2 protein-coding genes are annotated in these 21,379 nt (G+C 76.5%); both read right to left on the bottom strand.

Features of this window, described 5'->3' with window-relative positions:
- Nucleotides 1-3: 3 nt before the first annotated feature.
- Entirely contained in the window at nucleotides 4-4,872 is a 4,869-nt protein-coding gene (locus tag ACFPIJ_RS62240) for a type I polyketide synthase (RefSeq protein ID WP_465252354.1), read from the bottom strand.
- A 25-nt stretch (nucleotides 4,873-4,897) separates the two neighbouring features.
- Entirely contained in the window at nucleotides 4,898-21,274 is a 16,377-nt protein-coding gene (locus ACFPIJ_RS62235; protein ID WP_380129009.1) for a type I polyketide synthase, read from the bottom strand.
- Nucleotides 21,275-21,379: the final 105 nt, after the last annotated feature.

The raw sequence follows: 21,379 nt of genomic DNA, 5'->3' as shown, positions 1-21,379 counted from the left end.
CGGTCAGTGGTCCCGGTCGCCGAGGGCCAGCCGCAGCAGGTCCTCGCCGTCCAGCTGGTCGATCGCGTCCGGCTCCGCGGGCGGATCCGACGGGCCGGTGCCCCGATCCGTCAGGCGCATGAGGGCGTCGAGGAGCCCGGCGTCGCGCAACCGGGCGACCGGTATGGTCGCCAGCACCCGCCGGACATTCGCGTCCTCGTCATCGGGGTCCTCCGCCGCGCCGAAGAGCACCGCGTCGAGCTCCGTGGCGAGGGCCCGGACCGTGGGGTGGTCGAACACGATCGTCGCGGGCAGGCTCTCCCCGACCGCCCGGCTGAGCTGGTTGCGCAGCTCGACCGCGGTCAGCGAGTCCAGCCCCAGCTCCTGCAGCGCCCGGTCGACGCGCAGCGCGGTGGGGTTCGCATAGCCCAGGACGAGCGCGGCGTGCCGCTGGACGGCCTCCACCAACGCGCCGGTCCGGACCGGGCCGGTGAGCGCGGCCAGCCGGGCCCGCAGCTCGCCGGACCGCTCGCCGGCGGTCTCGTCCCGGTCGGCGGCGACCTGGGCCGCGCGCACCGCGGGGATGTCGGCCAGCAACGGCTGCGGCCGCGACGCGGTGAAGGACAGCGCGAACCGGGCCCAGTCGACGTCGGCGACCAGGATGCACGCGTCCCCGCCGTCCACGGCGCGGGCGAGCGCCGCCACCGCCCGCTGCGGCTCCATCGGCAGCAGCCCGCGCCGGGCCAGGTATTCGTCGGTGCCGTCGTGGCCGGCCATGCCGTCGCCGGCCCACGGACCCCAGGCCACCGAGGTCCCGGTCAGGCCGCGGGCCCGGCGCCGCCGGACGAGGGCGTCCAGGTAGGCGTTCGCCGCCGAGTAGGCCGCCTGCCCGCCCGCGCCCCAGACCCCGGCGACCGAGCCGAAGACCACGAACGCGTCGAGCGGTGTCTCGCCGAGGACGTCCTCGAGGATGTCGGCGCCGGCGGACTTCGCCCGCAGGACGGCGGCGAAGCCCTCGGCCGTGCTGTGCGCGATCGGGGAGACCGCGCCCGTTCCGGCGGCATGGACCACTGCGGACAGCGGCCACTGCCCGGGCACGGCGTCGAGCATCTCCACCACGGCCGCGCGGTCGGCGACGTCGCAGGCGGCGACGGTGACCTCGGTGCCGAGCCCGCGCAGCTCCGCGACCAGCTCGGCCACGCCGGGCGCCATGGCGCCGCGACGGCCGGCCAGCAGCAGGTGCGGTGCACCCCGGGCGGCGAGCCACCGGGCGACGTGGGCCCCGAGCGCGCCGGTGCCGCCGGTGACCAGGACCGTGCCGGAGGGCCGCCATTCGCCTGCGACCGACCCGGCGGGACCGTCGGACGCGCCGCTGCCGGCGGTGACGAGCCGGCGGGCGAAGGCGCCGGCGACACGGATCGAGATCTGGTCCTCCCGGCCGTCGGCGAGGACCGCCACGAGATGCTGGGCGCTGCGCGCGTCGAGCACCGCCGGCACGTCGACGAGGCCGCCCCACCGCTGCGGGTGCTCCAGCGCCGCGACCCGGCCGAGGCCCCAGACCAGCTCCTGGTCCGGGTCGCCGCCGCCGTCGGAGGGCGCGACCACCGTCGCCGCCCGGGTCAGGCACCACAGCCGGGCGGCAGTGCCGGTGTCGTCCAGGGCCTGGATCAGCGCCAGGGTGAGGGCCGCGCCCGCCGGCAGGACGCCGTCGACGGCCGGGCCGGCCGCCGCGGCGGTCGCCGCCACGATGCCGGTGAGGTCCGCCGTGAGGTGGTCCCGCAGCCGCCCGGCCACGGACGCGGGGTCGGGCGCGGCCGGGTCGAGGCGCACCACGGCCGCGTCGGCGCCGCCGGCGCGCAGCGCGTCGACGAGGTCGCCGACGTGTGCTCCGGGCCCGTCGTCGGGGGCCACGACCAGCCAGGTCCCGGCGAGTGGGGCGGGGACCGGATTCGTCGGCCGCCACTCGGTGCGATACCGCCAGGCATCGGTCGTCCGCTCCACGACGGCGCGGCGGCGCCACGCCGACAGCGCGGGCAGCACCCGCTCCACCGCGTCGGGCTCCTCGACGCCGATCGTGCGCGCGACCCGGCCGGCGTCGCCGTCCTCGACCGCCAGCCAGAACAGCGACTCGGTCGCACCCGTGTCACCGGGGACCGCGCCGGTGCGCGGCGGGGCGATCTCGGGCCAGTACCGGTCCCGCTCGAACGCGTAGGTGGGCAGCTCGGTCTGGTGCCCGCCGAAGTTGCGGTAGACCGCGGCCCAGTCGACGCTCTGGCCGACGACGTGCAGCTCGGCGACGGCACCCAGCAGGGTGGCCACCTCGGGCCGGTCCCGGCGCAGGGCGGTCGTGATGACGGTCGCCGCGCCGTCCGAGCGGAACGTCAGCGAGTCCTGCGTCAGGGCGGTAAGCACCGCCTGCGGCCCCAGCTCCAGGAACCGGGACACGCCCTTGGCCTCCAGCAGGTCCACCCCGTCGGCGAACCGGACGGCATGGCGGACGTGCTCGACCCAGTAGTCCGCGTCGAGCCGGTCGATCAGGTCGCCGGTCAGGTTGGACACGATCGGGATGCGCGGCGGCGCGTAGGTCAGCCCGGCGGCCACCGCCCGGAACTCGGCGAGCATCGGCTCCATCCGCCGGGAGTGGAAGGCGTGCGAGACGCGCAGGCGGCTGGTCTTGCGGCCGAGGGCGCCCCAGCGGGCCGCGAGCTCCACCACGGCGTCCTCGTCGCCGGAGACGACCACCTGCGCGTGGCCGTTGACCGCGGCCAGGTCCAGCCGGCCGGTGAAGTCCTCCAGCGCCGCGACGGCCTCCTCCTCGGTGGCGTGCATGGCCAGCATCGCTCCGCCCGCGGGCAGGTCCTGCATGAGCCGGCCGCGGGCGGCCACGAGCGTGCACGCGTCGTCGAGTGACAGCACCCCGGCGACGTGCGCGGCGGCGATCTCGCCGATCGAGTGCCCGAGCAGGAAGTCGGGCGCGACGCCCCAGCTGCCGACCAGCCGGTACAGCGCGACCTCGAGCGCGAAGAGCCCGGCCTGGGTGTAGCAGGTCTGGCCGAGCCGCTCGGGATCGTCGAGGATGACCTCCTGCAGCGGCCGGTCGAAGTGGCCGTCGAAGCGGGCGCACACGGTGTCGAACGCGGCCGCGAACACCGGGAAGGCGGCGCGCAGCTCGAATCCCATGCCGGGGCGCTGGGCGCCCTGGCCGGTGAACAACATGGCCAGACTGCCGTCGGCGATGGTGCCGCGCACCACGGCCGGGCTCGCCTGGCCGTGCCGCAGCGCCGCCAGCCCGTCGAGGAGGGCCGCGGCGTCGCCCGCGAGGACGACCGCGCGCTCGTCGAGCCCCGTGCGGGTGGTGGCCAGCGACAGCCCGACGTCGACCGGCTCGGGGGCCCGGCCCAGCAGGAACCCGTGCAGCCGGGCGGCCTGGTTGCGCAGCGCCGCGCCCGAGCGCGCCGACAGCAGGAAGGGCAGGGTGCCGTGCGGCGCGTCGGTGCCGTCCGTGGCGGCGGGCTGCGCCGCCGGGACCGGGGGCTCCTCGACGATGACGTGCGCGTTGGTGCCGCTCACCCCGAACGACGAGATGCCGGCCCGCCGCGGATGGCCGTTGACCTTCCACGGCACCGGCTCGGCCAGCAGCGACACCGCGCCCATCGACCAGTCGACGTGCGGCGTGGGCCGGTCCACGTGCAGGGTGCGCGGCAGCAGCTCGTGCCGCATCGCCATGACCATCTTGATGATGCCGGCCACCCCGGCGGCGGCCTGGGTGTGCCCGAGATTGGACTTGATCGAGCCGAGCCACAGCGGGCGGTCGGCGGGCCGGTCCTGGCCGTAGGTCGCCAGCAGCGCCTGGGCCTCGATGGGATCGCCGAGCCGGGTGCCGGTGCCGTGCGCCTCGACCGCGTCGACGTCGCCGGCGGACAGGTCGGCACCGGCCAGGGCCTGTGCGATGACCCGCTGCTGGGCGGGGCCATTGGGCGCGGTCAGGCCGCTGGAGGCGCCGTCCTGGTTGACGGCGCTGCCGCGGATCACCGCGAGGACCGGATGCTCGTTGCGCAGTGCGTCGCTGAGGCGTTCCAGCAGCAGCAACCCGGCCCCTTCGGACCAGGAGGTGCCGTCCGCCGCGGCGGCGAACGACTTGCAGCGGGCGTCGGCTGCCAGCCCGCTCTCGACGGTGAAGTCCGCGATCACGCTCGGGGTGGCCATGACGGTCACCCCGCCCGCGAGCGCCATCGTGCACTCGCCCTGCCGCAGCGCCTGCGCGGCAAGGTGCACCGCCACGAGCGACGACGAGCAGGCCGTGTCGACGGTGACGGCCGGACCCTCCAGGCCGAACGTGTACGCCACCCGGCCGGACACCGCACTGCCGGCCGTTCCGGTCGCCCGGTAGCTCTCGGTCTGCTCGCCCGCGGCCGCCGCGTAGGCGCCGTAGTCGTGGTACATGACGCCGGCGAACACGCCCGTCCGGGTGCCGCGCAGCTGGGTGTGGTCGAAGCCGGCCCGCTCGAACGCCTCCCACGCCACCTCGAGCATGAGCCGCTGCTGCGGGTCCATGCCGAGCGCCTCGCGCGGGGAGATGCCGAACAGCTCGGCGTCGAACTCGGTCGCGCCGCGCAGGAAGCCGCCCTCGCGCGGGCGGGTCGCCGTCGCGCCGAGGCGGTCGAGGTCCCAGCCACGGTCGGTCGGCAGCCCCGCGATCGCGTCGCCGTCGGAGGCCACGAGGTCCCAGAGGTCCTCGGGGCCGGCGACGTCGCCCGGGTATCGGCAGGCCATCGCGACGATCGCCACCGGCTCACGGGAGCGGTCCTGCAGCTCCCGCATCCGCTCGCGGGTGTCGCGCAGCTCGACGGTGGCCCGCTTCAGGTATTCCAGCAGCCTGGCGTCTTCGGGCATCTCACATCACTCCTGCCGGGCCGGCCTACAACGACCGGTCGAGGAAGTCGAACAGCTCCTCGGCGGTTGCCGATTCGAGGTTGCCGGCGGCGCCGGCGTCCGGCCCGCCGTTCCACGTCGCCAGCAGCTCGCGCAGCCGGCGACCGACCCTCGCGCGGTCCTCGTCGTCGGCGTGCACCGCGCCGAGCACCACTTCGAGCCGGTCGAGTTCGTCGAGCGCCGTGTCGGCCGGGGCCTTCGGCGGCGGCACCAGTGCGTGCCGCAGATGATGGGCGAGCGCGACCGGCGTCGGGTGGTCGAACACCAGCGTCGCCGGCAGTCGCAGGCCCGTCACGGCGGCGATGCGGTTGCGCAGCTCGACCCCGGTGAGCGAGTCCATGCCGAGGTCGAGGAAGCCGCGTTCGGACCGGACCTCGCCCGGCGAGGTGTAGCCGAGCACGATCGCCACGTGTGACCGGACGAGGTCGAGCACGGCGCCGTGACGCTCCTCGTCGGGCAGGTCGTGCAGCTGCCGGCGTAGCTGCGCGGAGTCGCCATGCGCCGGTGCCGCCTCCTGGCGCACCGGGGTGCGCACGAGCGAGCGCAGCAGGTGCAGCAGCGGCCCGTTCGCGGCCCGCAGCGCGCCGGTCTCGAAGAGCATCGGGATGACGACCGGCGCCCCGTCGCGCACGGCCGCGTCGAACAGGGCCATGCCGTCGGGGGTGGACATCGGCCGCAGCCCGGTGCGGCGCACGCGCATGACGTCGGCCTCGCTCAGCGCGCCGGTCATCCCGGTCGGCTGCTCCCACGGCCCCCACGGCAGCGACGTCGCGACCAGTCCCGCGGCGCGCCGGCGCTGGGCCAGGGCGTCGAGGAACGCGTTCGCGGCCGCGTAGTTGCCCTGCCCCGCGCCGCCGAACGTGCCGGCCGCGGAGGAGAAGAGCACGAAGGCCGACAGGTTCGCGTCGCTGGTCAGCTCGTGCAGGTTGACCGCGCCGCGGACCTTGCCGCGCATGACCCGGTCCACCCGCGCCGGGTCCAGCGCGGCGATGATCCCGTCGTCGAGCAACCCGACGGTGTGCACGACCGCGGTGAGCGGCCGGTCGGCGGGGATCGCCGCGAGCAGTTCCGCCAGCGCGTCCCGGTCGGCGGTGTCGCAGGCGGCCACGGTCACCTCGGTGCCGAGCGCGGCCAGGTCGGCGGCGAGCACGTCCGCACCCGGTGCGGCGGGGCCGCGGCGGCTGGTGATCAGCAGGTGGCGGACGCCGTGCACGGTGACCAGGTGCCGGGCGAGGGCGCTGCCGAGGGTACCGGTGCCGCCCGTCACGAGCACGGTGCCGGCGGGATCGATCACCGGCCCGGTGTCGCCGGCCGAGGTGGCGATGCGGGTCAGCCGGGGCGCGGTGATCCGCCCGGCGCGGATCGCGGTCTGCGGCTCGCCGGTCAGGACGGCGGCCGGCACCTGGTCCAGCGAGGCGTCGTCGGCGACGTCGACCAGGACGAACCGGCCGGGATGCTCGGACTGCGCGGAGCGCAGCAGGCCCCACGCCGAGGCGTGGGCGAGGTCGGGCGCCTCGGTGTCGTCGATCGCGACCGCGCCCCGGGTGAGCACGACCAGCCGGGCCTCGCCGAACCGTTCGTCGCCGATCCAGCGCTGGGCGAGCGCGAGCGCCCGATGGACGGCGCGCTCCGCCGCACCGGCGGGATCGCCGTCCTCGGGCCCGGGCAGCTCGACCGTGACCAGCCCGGGATCGTCGCCGCCGGTCCCGAAGTGCTCGCCGATCTGCGCCGCGTCGGCGCAGGTGAGGACCGTGTTGCCGGACGCCTCGACGGCCGTGGCGAGCGCGGGCCCGTCGACGACCAGCCAGCGGCCGGGGTAGCCGGCGGGGTCGGCCGGCACGTCGACCCAGTCGAGGTGGAACAGCGCGTCGCGGCGCAGCCGGTCGGCCGCGCCCGCCGCGCCGAAGCCGCTGGGCAGCGGGCGGGCGACGAGCGCACCGACGGTGGCGACCGGCGCGCCGGTGGCGTCGGCGACCCGCACCGCGATGCCGTCCGGGCCGTGCGCCGACAGCCGGACCCGCACGCTCGCCGCGCCGGTGGCGAAGAGCCGCACGCCGGACCAGGAGAACGGCAGCTCAGCGCCGCGGGGCGGGGCGTCGTCGCCCTGGTTCAGCGTGCGCAGCAGCCCGATGCCGTGCAGGGCCGCGTCGAGCAGCGCGGGGTGGATGCCGTAGGCACCGGCCGGTCCGGCCTCGTCCTCGGGGAGCGCCACCTCGGCGAAGACCTCGCCGTCGCGCTGCCACATCGCCCGCATGCCCTGGAAGGAGCGGCCGTACTCGTAGCCCCGGTCGGTGAGGTCGTCGTAGAACCCGTCGATCTCGACCGCCTCGGCGCCGGACGGGGGCCATTGCGCCAGGTCGAAGTCGGGTGCGCCACCGGTGGCGGTCAGGGTCGCGCTCGCGTGCCTGGTCCAGGCGGCTGGACCGGATGTGTCGTCGCCTTCCGGCCGCGCGTGGATCGTCACGGTGCGCCGGCCGGCGGCGTCGGCTGCGCCGACCACGACCTGCAGCTGCGCCGCGCCGCGCTCGGGAAGCACCAGCGGCGACTCGATGGTCAGCTCCTCCAGGTCGGCGGCGCCGACCTGCTCCCCAGCCTGCAGCGCGAGCTCGACGAAGGCGGTGCCGGGCAGCAGCACGGTCCCCATGACGGCGTGGTCGGCGAGCCAGGGCCGGTCGGCGGCGCTGAGCCGGCCGGTGAGCAGCAGGCCGTCGGTCTCGGCGAGGCCGACCGCCGCACCGAGCAGCGGGTGGTCCGGCGTCGCCAGGCCGGCCGCGCGCAGGTCGCCCTGCACCGCGGCGGGACCGGGGGTGAGCCAGTACCGCCGGTGCTGGAACGGATAGGTGGGCAGCGGGACGATCCGCGCGGCGGGCGCGGCGGTGACCGCCGCCCAGTCGACCGGCACGCCGTGGACGTGGAGTTCGGCGGCGGAGCGCACCATCCGGTCGAGGCCGGTGTCGTCGCGGCGCAGCGAGCCGACGACCACGGCCGCGTCGTCGGCGCGGTCCTCGACGGTGTCGAGGGTGCCGCGGACCGCGACGGCCAGCACCGGGTGCGGGCTGACCTCCAGGAAGGCGCGGTATCCGTCCGCGGCCAGGGCACGGATGCCGGGCTCCAGCAGGACGGTCTGGCGCAGGTTGCGGAACCAGTACTCCGCGTCGAGCGTCCGCGTGTCGGTCCAGCGGTTGTCCACAGTGGACCAGAATGGGACGTCCGACGCCCGTGGGGTGAGGCCGGCGAGCGCGGCCAGCAGCGGCTCGCGCAGCACCTCCATCTCCGCGGTGTGGGAGGCGTAGTCGACGACAATGCGCTTCACCCGGACCTGGTCGGTGCCGCAGTCGGCGGTGAACGCGTCGAGGTCGGCCACCGGGCCGGCGACCACCGTCACGCCCGGTCCGTTGACGGCCGCGACGGACAGCGTGGGGAAGCGCTCCAGCCGTTCCTGGGCCTGTGCCGGTGACAGCCAGACCGAGGCCATGCCGCCACCGCCGGTGATCCCGGCGAGCAGCCGGCCGCGCACCGCCGCCAGGCGGGCGGCGTCTTCGAGGGTGAGGCCACCGGCCGCGTATGCGGCGGCCACCTCTCCCTGCGAGTGGCCGATGACGGCGTCGGGGCGCACGCCCCACGAGCGCCACAGCGCGGTGAGCCCGGCCATGACGGCGAACAGCGCTGGCTGCACCACGTCGACCCGGTCGAGCGACGCGGCGCCGGGCGTGTCGCGCAGCACGTCGTGCAGCGACCAGTCGACGTGTGGGGCCAGCGCCAGCGCGCAGGCGTCGATCGCGTCGGCGAAGACCGGCGAGGAGTCCAGCAGCCCCGCCGCCATGCCCGCCGACTGCCCGCCCTGCCCGGGGAAGACGAAGGCGACGCCGCCCTCCCGGGCCGTGCCCGTGATGATCCCGGCGCCGGCCCGGCCCTCGGCCAGGTCGTCCAGGCGGTCCAGCAGCGCGTCCCGGCCGGCGCCGAGGAGCACCGCGCGGTGTTCGAACGAGGTGCGGGTGGTGGCCAGGGAGTGCGCGACATCCGTGGCGCCGCTGCCGGCGGCCCCGCGCAGGTGGTCACGCAGCTGCCGGGCCTGCTCGCGCAGCGCGTCCTCGCTGCGGGCCGACACCAGCCACGGTGCGACGCCGTCCGCGGGTTCGGCGGCGACCGGCTCCGGGTCCGGTGCCTGCTCGATGACCGCGTGGGCGTTGGTGCCGCTGCCGCCGAAGGACGAGACCCCGGCGCGACGCGGCCGGCCGGTCTCCGGCCACGGCTGGGTGTCGGTGAGCAGCTCCACCGCGCCGGCCGTCCAGTCGACGTGCGGGGTCGGCTCGTCGACGTGCAGCGTCCTGGGCAGGACGCCGTGCCGGATGGCCATCACCATCTTGATCACGCCGGCGACGCCCGCCGCGGACTGGGTGTGGCCGATGTTCGACTTGACCGAGCCGAGCCACAGCGGGCGCTCGGCCGGACGGTCCTGCCCGTAGGTCGCCAGGATCGCCTGCGCCTCGATCGGGTCGCCGAGCGTCGTGCCGGTGCCGTGTGCCTCCACCGCGTCCACTTCGGACGCCTGCAGGCCGGCGTTGGCGAGGGCCTGGGCGATGACCCGCTGCTGTGACGGACCGTTCGGGGCGGTGAGACCGTTGCTGGCGCCGTCCTGGTTGGTCGCCGAGCCAGCGAGGACCGCCAGGATCGGGTGGCCGTTGCGCCGGGCGTCGGAGAGGCGCTCGACGAGCACCACGCCGGCGCCCTCGCCCCAGCCGGTGCCGTCGGCGGCGGCCGCGAACGCCTTGCAGCGCCCGTCGGGTGCGAGGCCGCGCTGGCGGCTGAACTCGGTGAAGGACACCGGGGTCGGCAGCACCGCCACGCCGCCGGCGATCGCGAGGTCACACTCGCCCTGCCGCAGCGCCTGCGCCGCCAGGTGCAGGGCGACCAGCGACGAGGAGCAGGCCGTGTCCACCGTGACCGCGGGGCCCTCCAGTCCGAAGGTGTAGGCGACCCGCCCGGAGACCGCGGCGGTGCCGGTGCCGGTGAGGAAGAAGCCCTCCGCGGCGCCGAGGCCGTGATGGGCGCCGAGGCCGTACCCCTGGAACGACGTGCCGACGAACACCCCGGACCGGCTGCCGGCGAGGCTGCGCGGGTCGATGCCGCCGCGTTCGATCGCCTCCCACGACGTCTCCAGCAGCAGCCGCTGCTGCGGGTCCATGGCGAGGGCCTCACGCGGGCTGATGCTGAAGAACTCGGCGTCGAAGAGGCCGGCGTCGTAGATGAAGCCACCCTCGCGGACGTAGGAGGCGCCGAGCTTCTCCGGGTCCGGGTCGTAGAGCGCCTCGAGGTCCCAGCCCCGGTCGTCCGGGAAGCCGCCGATGGCGTCGCCGCCGGTCAGCACCAGCTCCCAGAGGTCCTCCGGGCTGCGCACGCCACCGGCGTACCGGCAGCCCATCCCGATGATCGCGATTGGTTCGTCGGCGCCGGCCGCAGCGACCGCGACCGGGCCCGCGACCTCCCCGCCGAGCAGGGCGGTGCGCAGGTGCTCGGCGAGCACGACCGGCGTCGGGTGGTCGAACACCAGCGTCGTGGGCAGCTTGAGGCCGGTGGCGGCGCGCAGCCGGTTGCGGACCTCGACCGCGGTCAGCGAGTCGAAGCCGACCTCCCGGAAGGCGCGACCGGGCTCGATCTCCTCCGGGCCGGAGAAGCCCAGCGCCGCGGCCGCGTGGGTGCGCACCAGGTCCAGCAGGTAACGCTTGTGCTCACCGGCCGGCAGCGTGGCGAGATGGGCCGCGACCTCGTTCGTCTGCGCCTCACCCGGCGCCGAGCCGGACCGGTCGGTCTCCTGCAGGAGGTGTACCTCCGCAATGTCGCCGATGAGCGGCCGGGACCTGGCGGCGGTGTAGCCGGGGGTGAACCGTTGCCAGTCGATGTCGGCGACGGTCAGCAGCGGCTCGGTGCCGCCGATCGCCTGGGCCAGGGCCTCGATCGCCAGGTCGGGCGCCATGACGTGCAGCCCCCGCCGGCCGAGCTGCTCGACCGCTTCGGCGGAGGCCATGCCACCGCCGGCCCAACCGCCCCACGAGACGGACAGCGCCGCCAGCCCGCGGGCGCGCCGGCGCAGGCACAGCGCGTCGAGGTGGGCGTTCGCCGCCGCGTACGCGGCCTGGCCGGCGCCGCCCCAGACACTCGCGCCCGAGGAGAAGACGACGAACGCCTCGAGGTCGTCGCCGGTCAGTTCGTCGAGGTTGGTGGCGCCGGTCGCCTTGGCCCGGGCCGTCATGGCGAACTCCGCCAGGTCGATCCCGGTCACCGGCGTCGACTGGGCGACGCCGGCCGCGTGGATCACCGCGGTGAGCGGCGGGCCGTCGGCGAGCGAGGCCAGCAGGCCGGCGAGGGCGGCCCGGTCGGCGACGTCGCACGCCTCGACGCGGACGTCGACGCCGGTGTCGGCGAGCTCCCGGGCCAGTTCCGCGGCACCGGCGGCGCTCGGGCCGCTGCGGCTGGTCAGCACGAGCCGCTCGGCGCCGGCGCCGGCCAGCCACCGGGCCACGTGTGCGCCGATCGCGCCGGTGCCGCCGGTGACCAGCACCGTCCCGTGCGGCTGCCAGCGCTCGCGCGGGTCGGCGGTCGCCGGCTCCGCGCGGACCATGCGGCGGGCGTGGACACCGGCGGCGCGGACCGCGACCTGGTCCTCGCCGTGCGCACCGCCCAGCACGGCCGCGATCCGCGCGGCGGCCCGCGCGTCGACGGTCTCCGGCAGGTCGAGCAGGCCACCCCACAGGCCCGGCAGCTCCAGGCCCGCGACGAGGCCGAGGCCCCAGGTCTGTGCCTGGGCCGGGGCGGCGACCCGATCGGCGCGGCTCACGCCCACGGCGCCGCGGGTGGCGAACCAGAGCGGGACCTCGAACCCGGCGTCGGTCGTCAGCGCCGCCATGGCGTGCACGAACGCGAGGTTGCCGGCGGTGCCGCGGGTGACGTCGGGGTGCTCCGGGTGGGCGGTCCCGTCGAGGGCGAGCAGGGACAGGATGCCGGCCGGAGGCGCCGCCGGGTCGACCGCCGCGGCGAGGATGCCGGCGACCTGCCCGGCGTCGCGGCACGCGAGGGTGATCGCGCTGCCGCCGTGCTCGGTGAGCAGGGCCGCGCACCGGTCCGTCAGGTCGGCCGCGCCGTCCTGCGGGGCGAGCACCAGCCAGGTGCCGGACAGCGCCGGCTCGCCGGGGGTGACGGGCCGCCACCGGACCTCGTAGCGCCATCCGTCCACGGTGGACCTGCGGCTCTGCCGGGCCCGCCACGACGCGAGGACGGGCAGGGCGGGTGCGAGCCGGTCGGTGTCGTCCTCGGCCAGGGCGTCCGCGAGCGCGGTGAGATCGGCCCGGTCGACCGCGTCCCAGAACCGTGCCTCGGCGGGGTCGTGCCCGCCCGTCGCGACGGCCGGCTCGGCGGCGGGCTCCAGCCAGAAGCGGCGGCGCTGGAACGCGTAGGTCGGCAGGGGCACCGCGTCCGCTTGCCGTTGTGGCAGCGCGGTCCAGGCGAACGGCGCGCCGACAAACGCCTCGGCGACCGACGCCAGGAACTGGTCCTCGCCGCCCTCGTCGCGGCGCAGGGTGCCGACGGCGACGATCTCGGTCCCGGCGTCCTCGGCGCTGTCCTGCACCGCGGCGTGCAGCACCGGATGCGGGCTCGCCTCGACGAACACCGAGTGGCCGTCGCGCAGCAGCGCCCCCACCGCCGGCCCGAAGCGGACCGGCTGGCGCATGTTGCGGAACCAGTACCCGGCGTCGAGTTCGGCCGTGTCCAGCGGACCGCCGGTGACGGTGGAGTAGAACACGATCTCGCCGCCGGGCAGCGGCGCGACGTCGCGGAACGCCTCGAGCGCCCGCTCGTGCAGGACGTCGATCTGCGGCGAGTGGCCGGCCCCGTTGATGCGGACCTTGCGCACCCGCAGCCCCTCCGCGGTGAGTTCCTCGGCGAGCTGGTCGACGAGGGCCGGGAGCCCGGAGACCGCGACGACGCGCGGCCCGTTGATCGCGGCGACGTGCAGCCCGTCGCGGCCGGCCAGCCGGGCCTCGACCTCGTCGGCCGGCAGCGGCACCGCGAGCATCGAACCCTGCCCGGCCAGGTCGGCGAGCATCCGGCTGCGCAGCGCGACGATCCTGGCCGCGTCGGGCAGGGTGAGCCCGCCGGCGACGTACGCGGCGGCGATCTCGCCCTGCGAGTGCCCCACGACGGCGGACGGCCGCAGGCCCTGCGAACGCCACAGCGCCGCGAGCGAGACCATCATCGTGAACAGCACCGGCTGCACGACGTCCATGCGCTCCAGCGGGTGCTCGTCGTCGGCCCCGCGCAGCACATCACCGACGGACCAGCCCAGGAACGGCCGGAGCGCGTCGTCGCACTCCTGGACGCTCGCGGCGAACACCGGCGAGGAGTCCAGCAGGGCGGTGGCCATCCCGGCCCACTGCGAGCCCTGGCCGGGGAAGACGAACGCGACCTTGCCGCCCGGCCCGGCGGTGCCGCGCACCAGCCCAGGTGCGTCGGAGTCCGCGGCGAGCGCGTCGAGGAGGCCGGCGAAGCCGGCGCGGTCCCCGGCGAGGAGGACGGCGCGGTGCGGCAGGCGGCTGCGGGTGGTGCCGAGCGCGTGGGCGACGGCCGCGGGCGCCAGCTCCGGGTGCTCGTCCAGGTGCGTGCGCAGCCGTGCGGCCTGGGCGCGCAGGGCGGCGGCGCTGCGCGCGGACAGCAGCCAGGGCGCGCCCGCGGGCGGCTCGCCGGGTGGCGCGATGAAGCCCGGCGACGGTGGTGCCTGCTCGATGATGACGTGGGCGTTCGTGCCGCTCATGCCGAACGAGGAGACGCCGGCCCGGCGCGGCGCGCCGTGCTGCGGCCAGGCCGTCGGCTCGGTCAGCAGGCGCACGGTGCCGTCGGACCAGTCCACGAAGGTGGACGGCTCGCCGACGTGCAGGGTCGCCGGGAGCAGCCCGTGCCGCATCGCGAGCACCATCTTGATGACGCCGGCGATGCCGGCGGCGGACTGGGTGTGACCGATGTTCGACTTGATCGAGCCGAGCCACAGCGGACGCTCCGCGGTGCGGGCCCGGCCGTACGTGGCGAGCAGGGCCTGCGCCTCGATCGGGTCGCCCAGCGCGGTGCCGGTGCCGTGCGCCTCGACGGCGTCCACCTCGGACGCGTCGAGCCCGGCGTTGGCCAGCGCACTGGCGATGACCCGCTGCTGCGAGGGGCCGTTCGGGGCGGTCAGCCCGTTGCTGGCGCCGTCGTGGTTGACGGCCGAGCCGCGCACGATGCCGAGCACCGGGTGGCCGAGCCGGCGGGCGTCGGAGAGCCGCTCGACGACCACGACGCCGACGCCCTCGCCCCAGCCGGTGCCGTCGGCGCCCGCGGCGAAGGCCTTGCACCGGCCGTCGGGGGCGAGTGCGCCGCCACGGCTGCTGTCGATGAACATGCCCGGCGTGGTCATGACGGTCGCGCCGCCGGCCACGGCGAGGTCGCACTCGTCGCGGCGGAGCGCCTCGGCTGCCAGATGCAGCGCGACGAGCGACGACGAGCACGCCGTGTCGATGGTGACGACCGGCCCTTCGAGCCCGAACGTGTAGGCCAGCCGGCCCGACATGACGCTGGTGGCGGTCCCGGTGAGCAGGTGCGGGGCGCTGCCCTCCGGCAGGTCGAAACGACCGATGCCGTAGCCGGTGGTCGCGGTGCCGACGAAGACGCCGGTCCGGCTGCCGCGCAGCGCCTCCGGGTCGATCCCGGCCCGCTCGAACGCCTCCCAGGAGGTCTCCAGCAGCAGCCGCTGCTGCGGGTCCATCGTGACCGCCTCGCGCGGGCTGATGGCGAAGAACGCCGCGTCGAAGTCGGCGACGGTGTCGACGAAGCCGCCCTCGTACGTGTAGGAGCTGCCCGGCTCGTACAGGTGCTCGACCGCCCAGCCCCGGTCCGCCGGGAACGCCCCGACGACGTCCTGGCTCGCCGCGACGATCCGCCACAGGTCCTCGGGGGTGTCGGCGCCGCCGGGGAACCGGCAGCCGATCCCGACGATCGCGATCGGGTCGTCGGTGGCGGCGTCGCGGCGGGTGGCAGCGGCGCCGGCCCCGGCAGCCGGCTGGGCGTCGGCGTCGCCGAGGAGGCCGTCCAGCAGCTCCCGCAGCAGGTGCACGGTGACGGCGTCCGGCGTGGGGTGGTCGAAGACCAGGGTCGCCGGCAGCCGCAGCCCGGTGGCCGCCGCGAGCCGGTTGCGCAGCTCGATCGAGGTCAGCGAGTCGAAGCCGAGCTCCTTGAAGGCGCGGCCCGGCTCGACCGCCTCGGGTCCGGGCAGGCCCACGACCGCGGCCGCGTCGGCGCGGACCCGGTCCAGCAGGATGCGGTGCCGGTCGGCCGGCGAGTGCCCGATGAGCTGGTACGCGAGCCCGGTGCCGCCGTCGCCGTCGGCGCTGGCGGCGGCCCGGCGCGAGGGCGCGCGGACCAGGCCGCGCAGCAGCGGCGGCAGGCCGGCCGCGGCGGCGGTGAGCACGGTGAGGTCGAGGCCGGTCGGCACGAGCGCGGCGGCCGGCGCGGCCAGCGCGGCGTCGAGCAGCGCCAGGCCCTCCGCCGGGGCCAGCGGCGGGAAGCCGGAGCCCTCGATGCGCGCCCGGTCGCCGTCGGTGAGCCGGCCGACCATGCCGCCGCCGGCCCACGCGCCCCAGGCGAGGGACTGTGCGGGGAGGCCGTCGGCATGCCGGCGGTGGGCGATCGCGTCGAGGCAGGCGTTGGCGGCGGCGTATCCGCCCTGGCCGGCGGCGCCGATGGTCCCCGAGACCGAGGAGAACATGACGAAGGCGGCCAGGTCGAGGTCGCGGGTCAGCGCGTCGAGGTGCAGGGCGGCGTCGACCTTCGGCGCCAGGACGGTGTCGAGGCGCTGCGGGTCGAGGGCGCCGAGCACGCCGTCGTCGAGGACGCCGGCGGTGTGGAACACGCCGGTGAGCGGGCGGGTCGCGGGCACCGCGCCGAGCAGCGCGGCCAGGGCGGCCCGGTCGGTGACGTCGCAGGCGACGACGTCGGCGGCGGCGCCGAGGGCGGCGAGGTCCGCCACGAGCTCGGCGGCGCCGGGTGCGTCGGGTCCGCGCCGCCCGGTGAGCAGGAAGTGCCGGACGCCGTGCTCGGCGGCGAGGTGACGGGCGAGCAGGCCCGCGAGCCGGCCGGTGCCGCCGGTGACGAGCACGGTGCCCTCGGGGTCGAGGGGCCGGGGCACGGTCAGGACCACCTTGCCGATCTGGCGGGCCTGGCTGACGTGCCGGAACGCATCGGGGGCACGCCTGACGTCCCACGCCCGGATCGGCGGCAGGCGCAGTGTGCCGTCGGCGAACCACGCCATGAGCTGGACCAGGATGGCCTGGATCCGTTCGGGTCCGGCCTCGATGAAGTCGAACGCCCGGTAGCGCACGCCGGGATGGTCGACCGCGACCTCGTCCGGGTCGCGCACGTCGTTCTTGCCCATCTCGACGAACTGGCCGCCGCGCGGCAGCAGCCGCAGCGAGGCGTCGACGAACTCGCCGGCCAGGGCGTCGAGCACCACGTCCACGCCGCGACCGCCGGTCGTCGCGGAGAAGCGCGCCTCGAAGTCGAGGTCGCGGGACGACGCGATGTGGTCGTCGGGGATGCCGATCGCTCGCAGCCCGTCCTGCTTCGCCGGGGCGGCGGTGGCGAAGACCTCGGCCCCGAGGTGCCGGGCCAGCTGCACGGCGGCCGTGCCGACGCCGCCGGTCGCCGCGTGCACGAGGACCGACTGCCCGGCCGAGAGCCCGGCGAGGTCGACGAGCCCGTAGTAGGCGGTGCCGAACACGATCGGCACCGCGGCCGCCTGGGCGAACGTCCAGCCCTCGGGCATGCGGGCGAGCAGCCGGTGATCGGCGACCGCGACCGGGCCGAACGATCCGGCGCAGATCCCGAGGACCCGGTCACCGGGGCGCAGCGCGTCGACCCCGGCGCCGACCTCCAGGACCACCCCGGCGACCTCGGCGCCGAGCAGGACGTCTCCGGGGTACATGTCGAGGGCGCGCAGCACGTCGCGGAAGTTCAGACCCGCGGCCCGGACGCCGACCCGGACCTGGCCCTCGCCGAGCGGGCCCGCCGCGTCGTGCGGCACCAGGCGCAGCCCGTCCAGGGAACCGGCCGCGTGGGTGTCGAGTCGCCACGGGTGGCCGGCGGGCGGGCGCAGCCCGGGGTCGGCGTCGGCCCGGGCGAGCCGCGCGGCGTACAGGGCGTCGCCGCGCACGGCCAGTTGAGGTTCGCCGGAGGCGAGCGCGGCGCGCAGCGCGTCGTCGTGTTCGCCAGCCGTGAGCCGGCCGATGGGAAGGTCGTTGGGGAGGTCGACGGGGAGGTCGACCAGGACGATGCCGCCGGGGTGCTCGGTCTGTGCGGTGCGGGCCAGACCCCACACGGCGGCGCCGGCGAGATCGGTGACGCGGTCCTCGGCGGTCGCGGCGACCGCGCCCCGCGTGACGAGCAGCAGCTTGCTGCCGGCGGCGTCGGCGGTGGCCAGCCAGTCCTGCAGGAGGCGCAGCGCGGCGCCGGTCGCTGCCCGCACCCCGGCGGCGGTGGCGGGGTGTCCGGCGACCGGCGCCACCACCACGTCCGGGAACCCGTCGGCGGGCAGGTCCGCGAGGCCGCCCGCGCCGGTGGTGGCCCAGGTCAGCTCGTCGGACGGGGCCGCGCCGGTGGTGACCGGCGACCAGCGCAGTTGCAGCAGGCCGGCCGGGCCGGCCGTGCGGGTGTCGAGCTGGTCCGCCGAGACGGGACGCAGCACGACCCGCGAGACGGACGCGACCGGCGCCCCGTCGGTGTCGAACGCGTCGAGCGAGACGGCGTCGGCGCCGTCGGGCCGCAACCGGACGCGCAGCCTCGCCGCGCCGGTGGCGCGCAGGACGACGCCGGAGAACGAGAACGGCAGCCCGGCCCGTGCCTCGCCCGCGCCGGGCTCGGCCCCGCGGCCGGCGAGGGCCTGCAGCCCCGCGTCGAGCAGTGCCGGGTGCAGCCCGTAGCGGCGGGCCTCGGGCTCCTCGTCGGCCGGCAGCTCCAGCTCGGCGAAGAGTTCGTCGCCGCGCCGGCGGACCGTGCGGACGCCGCGGAACACGGGACCGTAGTCCAGGCCCAGGCCGGTGAGCATCCCGTACAGGTCCTCGGCGGCGAGCTCCGGCGCGTCCGACGGCCACGACAGCGGCTCGGGGTCCTGCGCCGGCTGCGGCGCCGGCGCGAGGGTGCCGCCGGCGTGTCTGGTCCAGGGCGCGTCCGGCCAGCCGTCGGCCGCGGCGTCCTCGACGCGGGAGTGGAACGCGATCGAGCGGCGCCCGCCGGCGTCGGCCGCGCCGACCAGCACCTGCAGCTGCACCGCCGCGTCGGGCGGGATCACCAGCGGCTGCTCCAGGACGAGCTCCTCCACGACCGCGCAGTCGACCTGGTCGCCGGCGCGGATCGCGAGCTCGACGAAGGCCGTGCCGGGCAGCACGACCCGGCCCAGCACGACGTGGTCGGCGAGGACCGGGTGGGTGGCGGTCGAGAGGCGGCCGGTGAAGAGCACCTCGTCACCGTTGGCGAGCGCGACCCCGGCGCCGAGCAGTGGGTGGTCGGTGACGCCGAGGCCTGCGGCCGCGACGTTGCCGCGCCCGGGTGCGGGCCGCGGCCAGAACCGCTGGTGCTGGAACGCGTACGTGGGCAGGGGCACGCGCCGGCCCCGGCCGCCGTGCAGGGCGGGCCAGTCGATCGCCACGCCGAGGGTGTGCAGCGTGGCGACCGCGGTGCGCAGCGTCGGGACCTCCGCGCGGCCGCGGCGCATGGTGGGAACCGTCCGCGCCTCGCCCAGGACGTCCTGCGCCATGGCGGTCAGCACACCGTCCGGGCCGATCTCGACGTACGTCGCGGTGTTGCCGGCGGCGAGCCAGGCGATCCCGTCGGCGAAGCGGACCGCCTCGCGGACGTGGCGCACCCAGTACTCCGGGGTGCACAGCTCGGCCGGATCGGCGGGCAGGCCGGTCAGGTTGGACACGACCGGCAGCCGCGGCGGGTGGAACGTCAGCCGCCGCAGCTCGCCGGCGAACGCCTCCAGCATCGCGTCCATGCGCGGGGAGTGGAACGCGTGCGAGACCTGGAGCCGGCGGGTCTTCCAGCCGTCGGCGGTCCACCGCGCGTCCAGGGCGTCGACGGCGTCGGCGTCGCCGGAGACCACCACGGACAGCGGCCCGTTGACGGCTGCGACGTCGACCCGGCCGGTCAGCCCGGCCAGCGCGGCGCGCACGTCGTCCTCGGCGGCGCGCACCGACAGCATGGCGCCGCCGGCGGGCAGCTCCTGCATGAGCCGGCCCCGGGCGGCGACGAGCGCGCAGGCGTCCTCGAGGCTCAGCACGCCGGCGACGTGTGCGGCCACGATCTCGCCGATGGAGTGCCCGAGCAGGTGATCGGGGTGGACGCCCCAGTGCGCGAGCCGGCGGGTCAGCGCGACCTCGACCGCGAACAGCGCGGCCTGGGTCCACATCGTCTGGTCGAGCAGGCCGGTGTCGTCGGAGAACACGACCTCCCGCAGCGGCCGGGGCAGGTGCGGGTCGAGGTGGCGGCACACCTCGTCGAAGGCGGCGGCGAAGACGGTGTCGGCCGCGTACAGCTCGCGTCCCATCCCGGCCCGCTGGGCCCCCTGGCCGGTGAAGAGGAACGTCACCTTGCCCTCGCGGGCCGTGCCGCACACGACGTCCTCGCGAGCGGTGCCCTCCTCCAGCGCAGTGAGCGCGGCGAGCAGTCCGTCCCGGTCGGCGGCGAGGACGACGGCCCGGTGCTCCATCGCGGCGCGGGTCGTGGCGAGCGAGTGGCCGAGGTCGGCGAGGTCGGCGGCGGGGTCGGCGGCGATGTCGGCCCGCAGCCGGGCGGCCTGGGCACGCAGCGCCTCGGGCGTCCGCGCGGACACCGGCACGGCGACGACGCCGGCGGGCGCGCCGTCCCCGGGTTCGGCTCCGGGCGTCTCGGGCTGCTCCGGCGCGGGCGCCTGTTCGACGATGACGTGCGCGTTGGTGCCGCTGACGCCGAATGACGAGACACCGGCCCGCCGGGGGCGGCCGGTGTCCGGCCAGTCGCGGGCCTCGGTCAGCAGGGCGACGTCGCCCGCCGTCCATTCGACGTGCGGGGTGGGCTCGTCGACGTGCAGCGTCTTGGGCAGGACGCCGTGGCGGATGGCCATCACGGCCTTGATGACACCGGCGACGCCGGCGGCGGCCTGCGGGTGGCCGATGTTCGACTTGACCGAACCCACGAAGAGGGGCGCGCCGCCGGCCCGGTCCTGCCCGTACGTGGCGATGAGCGCCTGCGCCTCGATCGGGTCACCGAGCGTCGTGCCGGTGCCGTGCGCCTCGACGGTGTCCACATCGGACGGTGCGAGGCCGGCGTTGGCGAGTGCCTGGAGGATGACCCGCTGCTGGGAGGGGCCGTTGGGGGCGGTGAGCCCGTTGGAGGCGCCGTCCTGATTGACCGCGGAGCCGCGGACCACGGCGAGGACGGGATGGCCGTTGCGGCGCGCGTCCGACAGCCGCTCGACGAGCAGCACGCCGACGCCCTCCGACCAGCCGGTGCCGTCGGCGGCGGCCGCGAACGACTTGCACCGCCCGTCGCCGGCCAGTCCGCGCTGCCGGCTGAACTCGGTGAACACGCCCGGCGTGGCCATCACCGTCACGCCGCTGGCGAGCGCGAGCGTGCACTCGCCCCGGCGCAGCGACTGGACGGCGAGATGCAGCGCGACCAGCGACGAGGAGCAGGCGGTGTCGACGGTCACCGCGGGTCCCTCGAGGCCGAGCACGTAGGACACCCGCCCGGAGACCACGGCGGTGGCGCCACCGGTGAGCAGGTAGCCCTCGCTGTCGTGGACCGCGCCGGCCAGCAGCGCGAGGTAGCTCTGGTCGCTGGTGCCGGCGAAGACCCCGGTGCCGGTGCCACGCAACGACGTCGGATCGATCCCGGCGCGTTCGACGGCCTCCCAGGACGCCTCCAGCAGCAGCCGCTGCTGCGGGTCCATGGCGAGCGCCTCGCGCGGGGAGATGCCGAAGAAGGCCGGGTCGAAGTCCCCGGCGTCGTCGACGAAGCCGCCCTCGCGCACGTAGCTCGTCGCTGGGCGGTCGGGGTCCGCGTCGAACAGCCGGCCCAGGTCCCACCCGCGGTCGGTGGGGAACGGGCCGATGCCGTCTGCGCCCGCCGCGACGAGCTGCCACAGCCGCTCCGGCGAGTCGACCCCGCCCGGGTAGCGGCAGCTCATGCCGACGATGGCGACCGGCTCCCGCTCGCTGTCCTCCACCTCGCGCAGCCGTTGCCGCGTCCGGTGCAGGTCAGCCGAGACCAGCTTGAGGTACTCACGAAGCGTGTCGTTGTCTGCCATCTGTGGGGACCTCTTCAGTGGACGAGTGCGCCGGATGCCCGTGGCCGACCGGCCCGGGCTGATCCGCCGGTCTGTTCAGACTTGAGTTCTCCGCCGATCGGCGAC

The sequence above is a fragment of the Dactylosporangium cerinum genome (assembly GCF_042653625.1).
Lineage (GTDB): Bacteria > Actinomycetota > Actinomycetes > Mycobacteriales > Micromonosporaceae > Dactylosporangium > Dactylosporangium cerinum.
The sequence above is the reverse complement of the archived record's forward strand: the minus strand, read 5'-3'. Positions and strand labels throughout refer to the sequence as shown.

Bases quoted from the DNA above. Each gene is read 5' to 3' on its own strand.
- ACFPIJ_RS62240 (WP_465252354.1), bottom strand. From the start codon at position 4,872: ATGCCCGAAGACGCCAGGCTGCTGGAATACCTGAAGCGGGCCACCGTC.
- ACFPIJ_RS62235 (WP_380129009.1), bottom strand. From the start codon at position 21,274: ATGGCAGACAACGACACGCTTCGTGAGTACCTCAAGCTGGTCTCGGCT.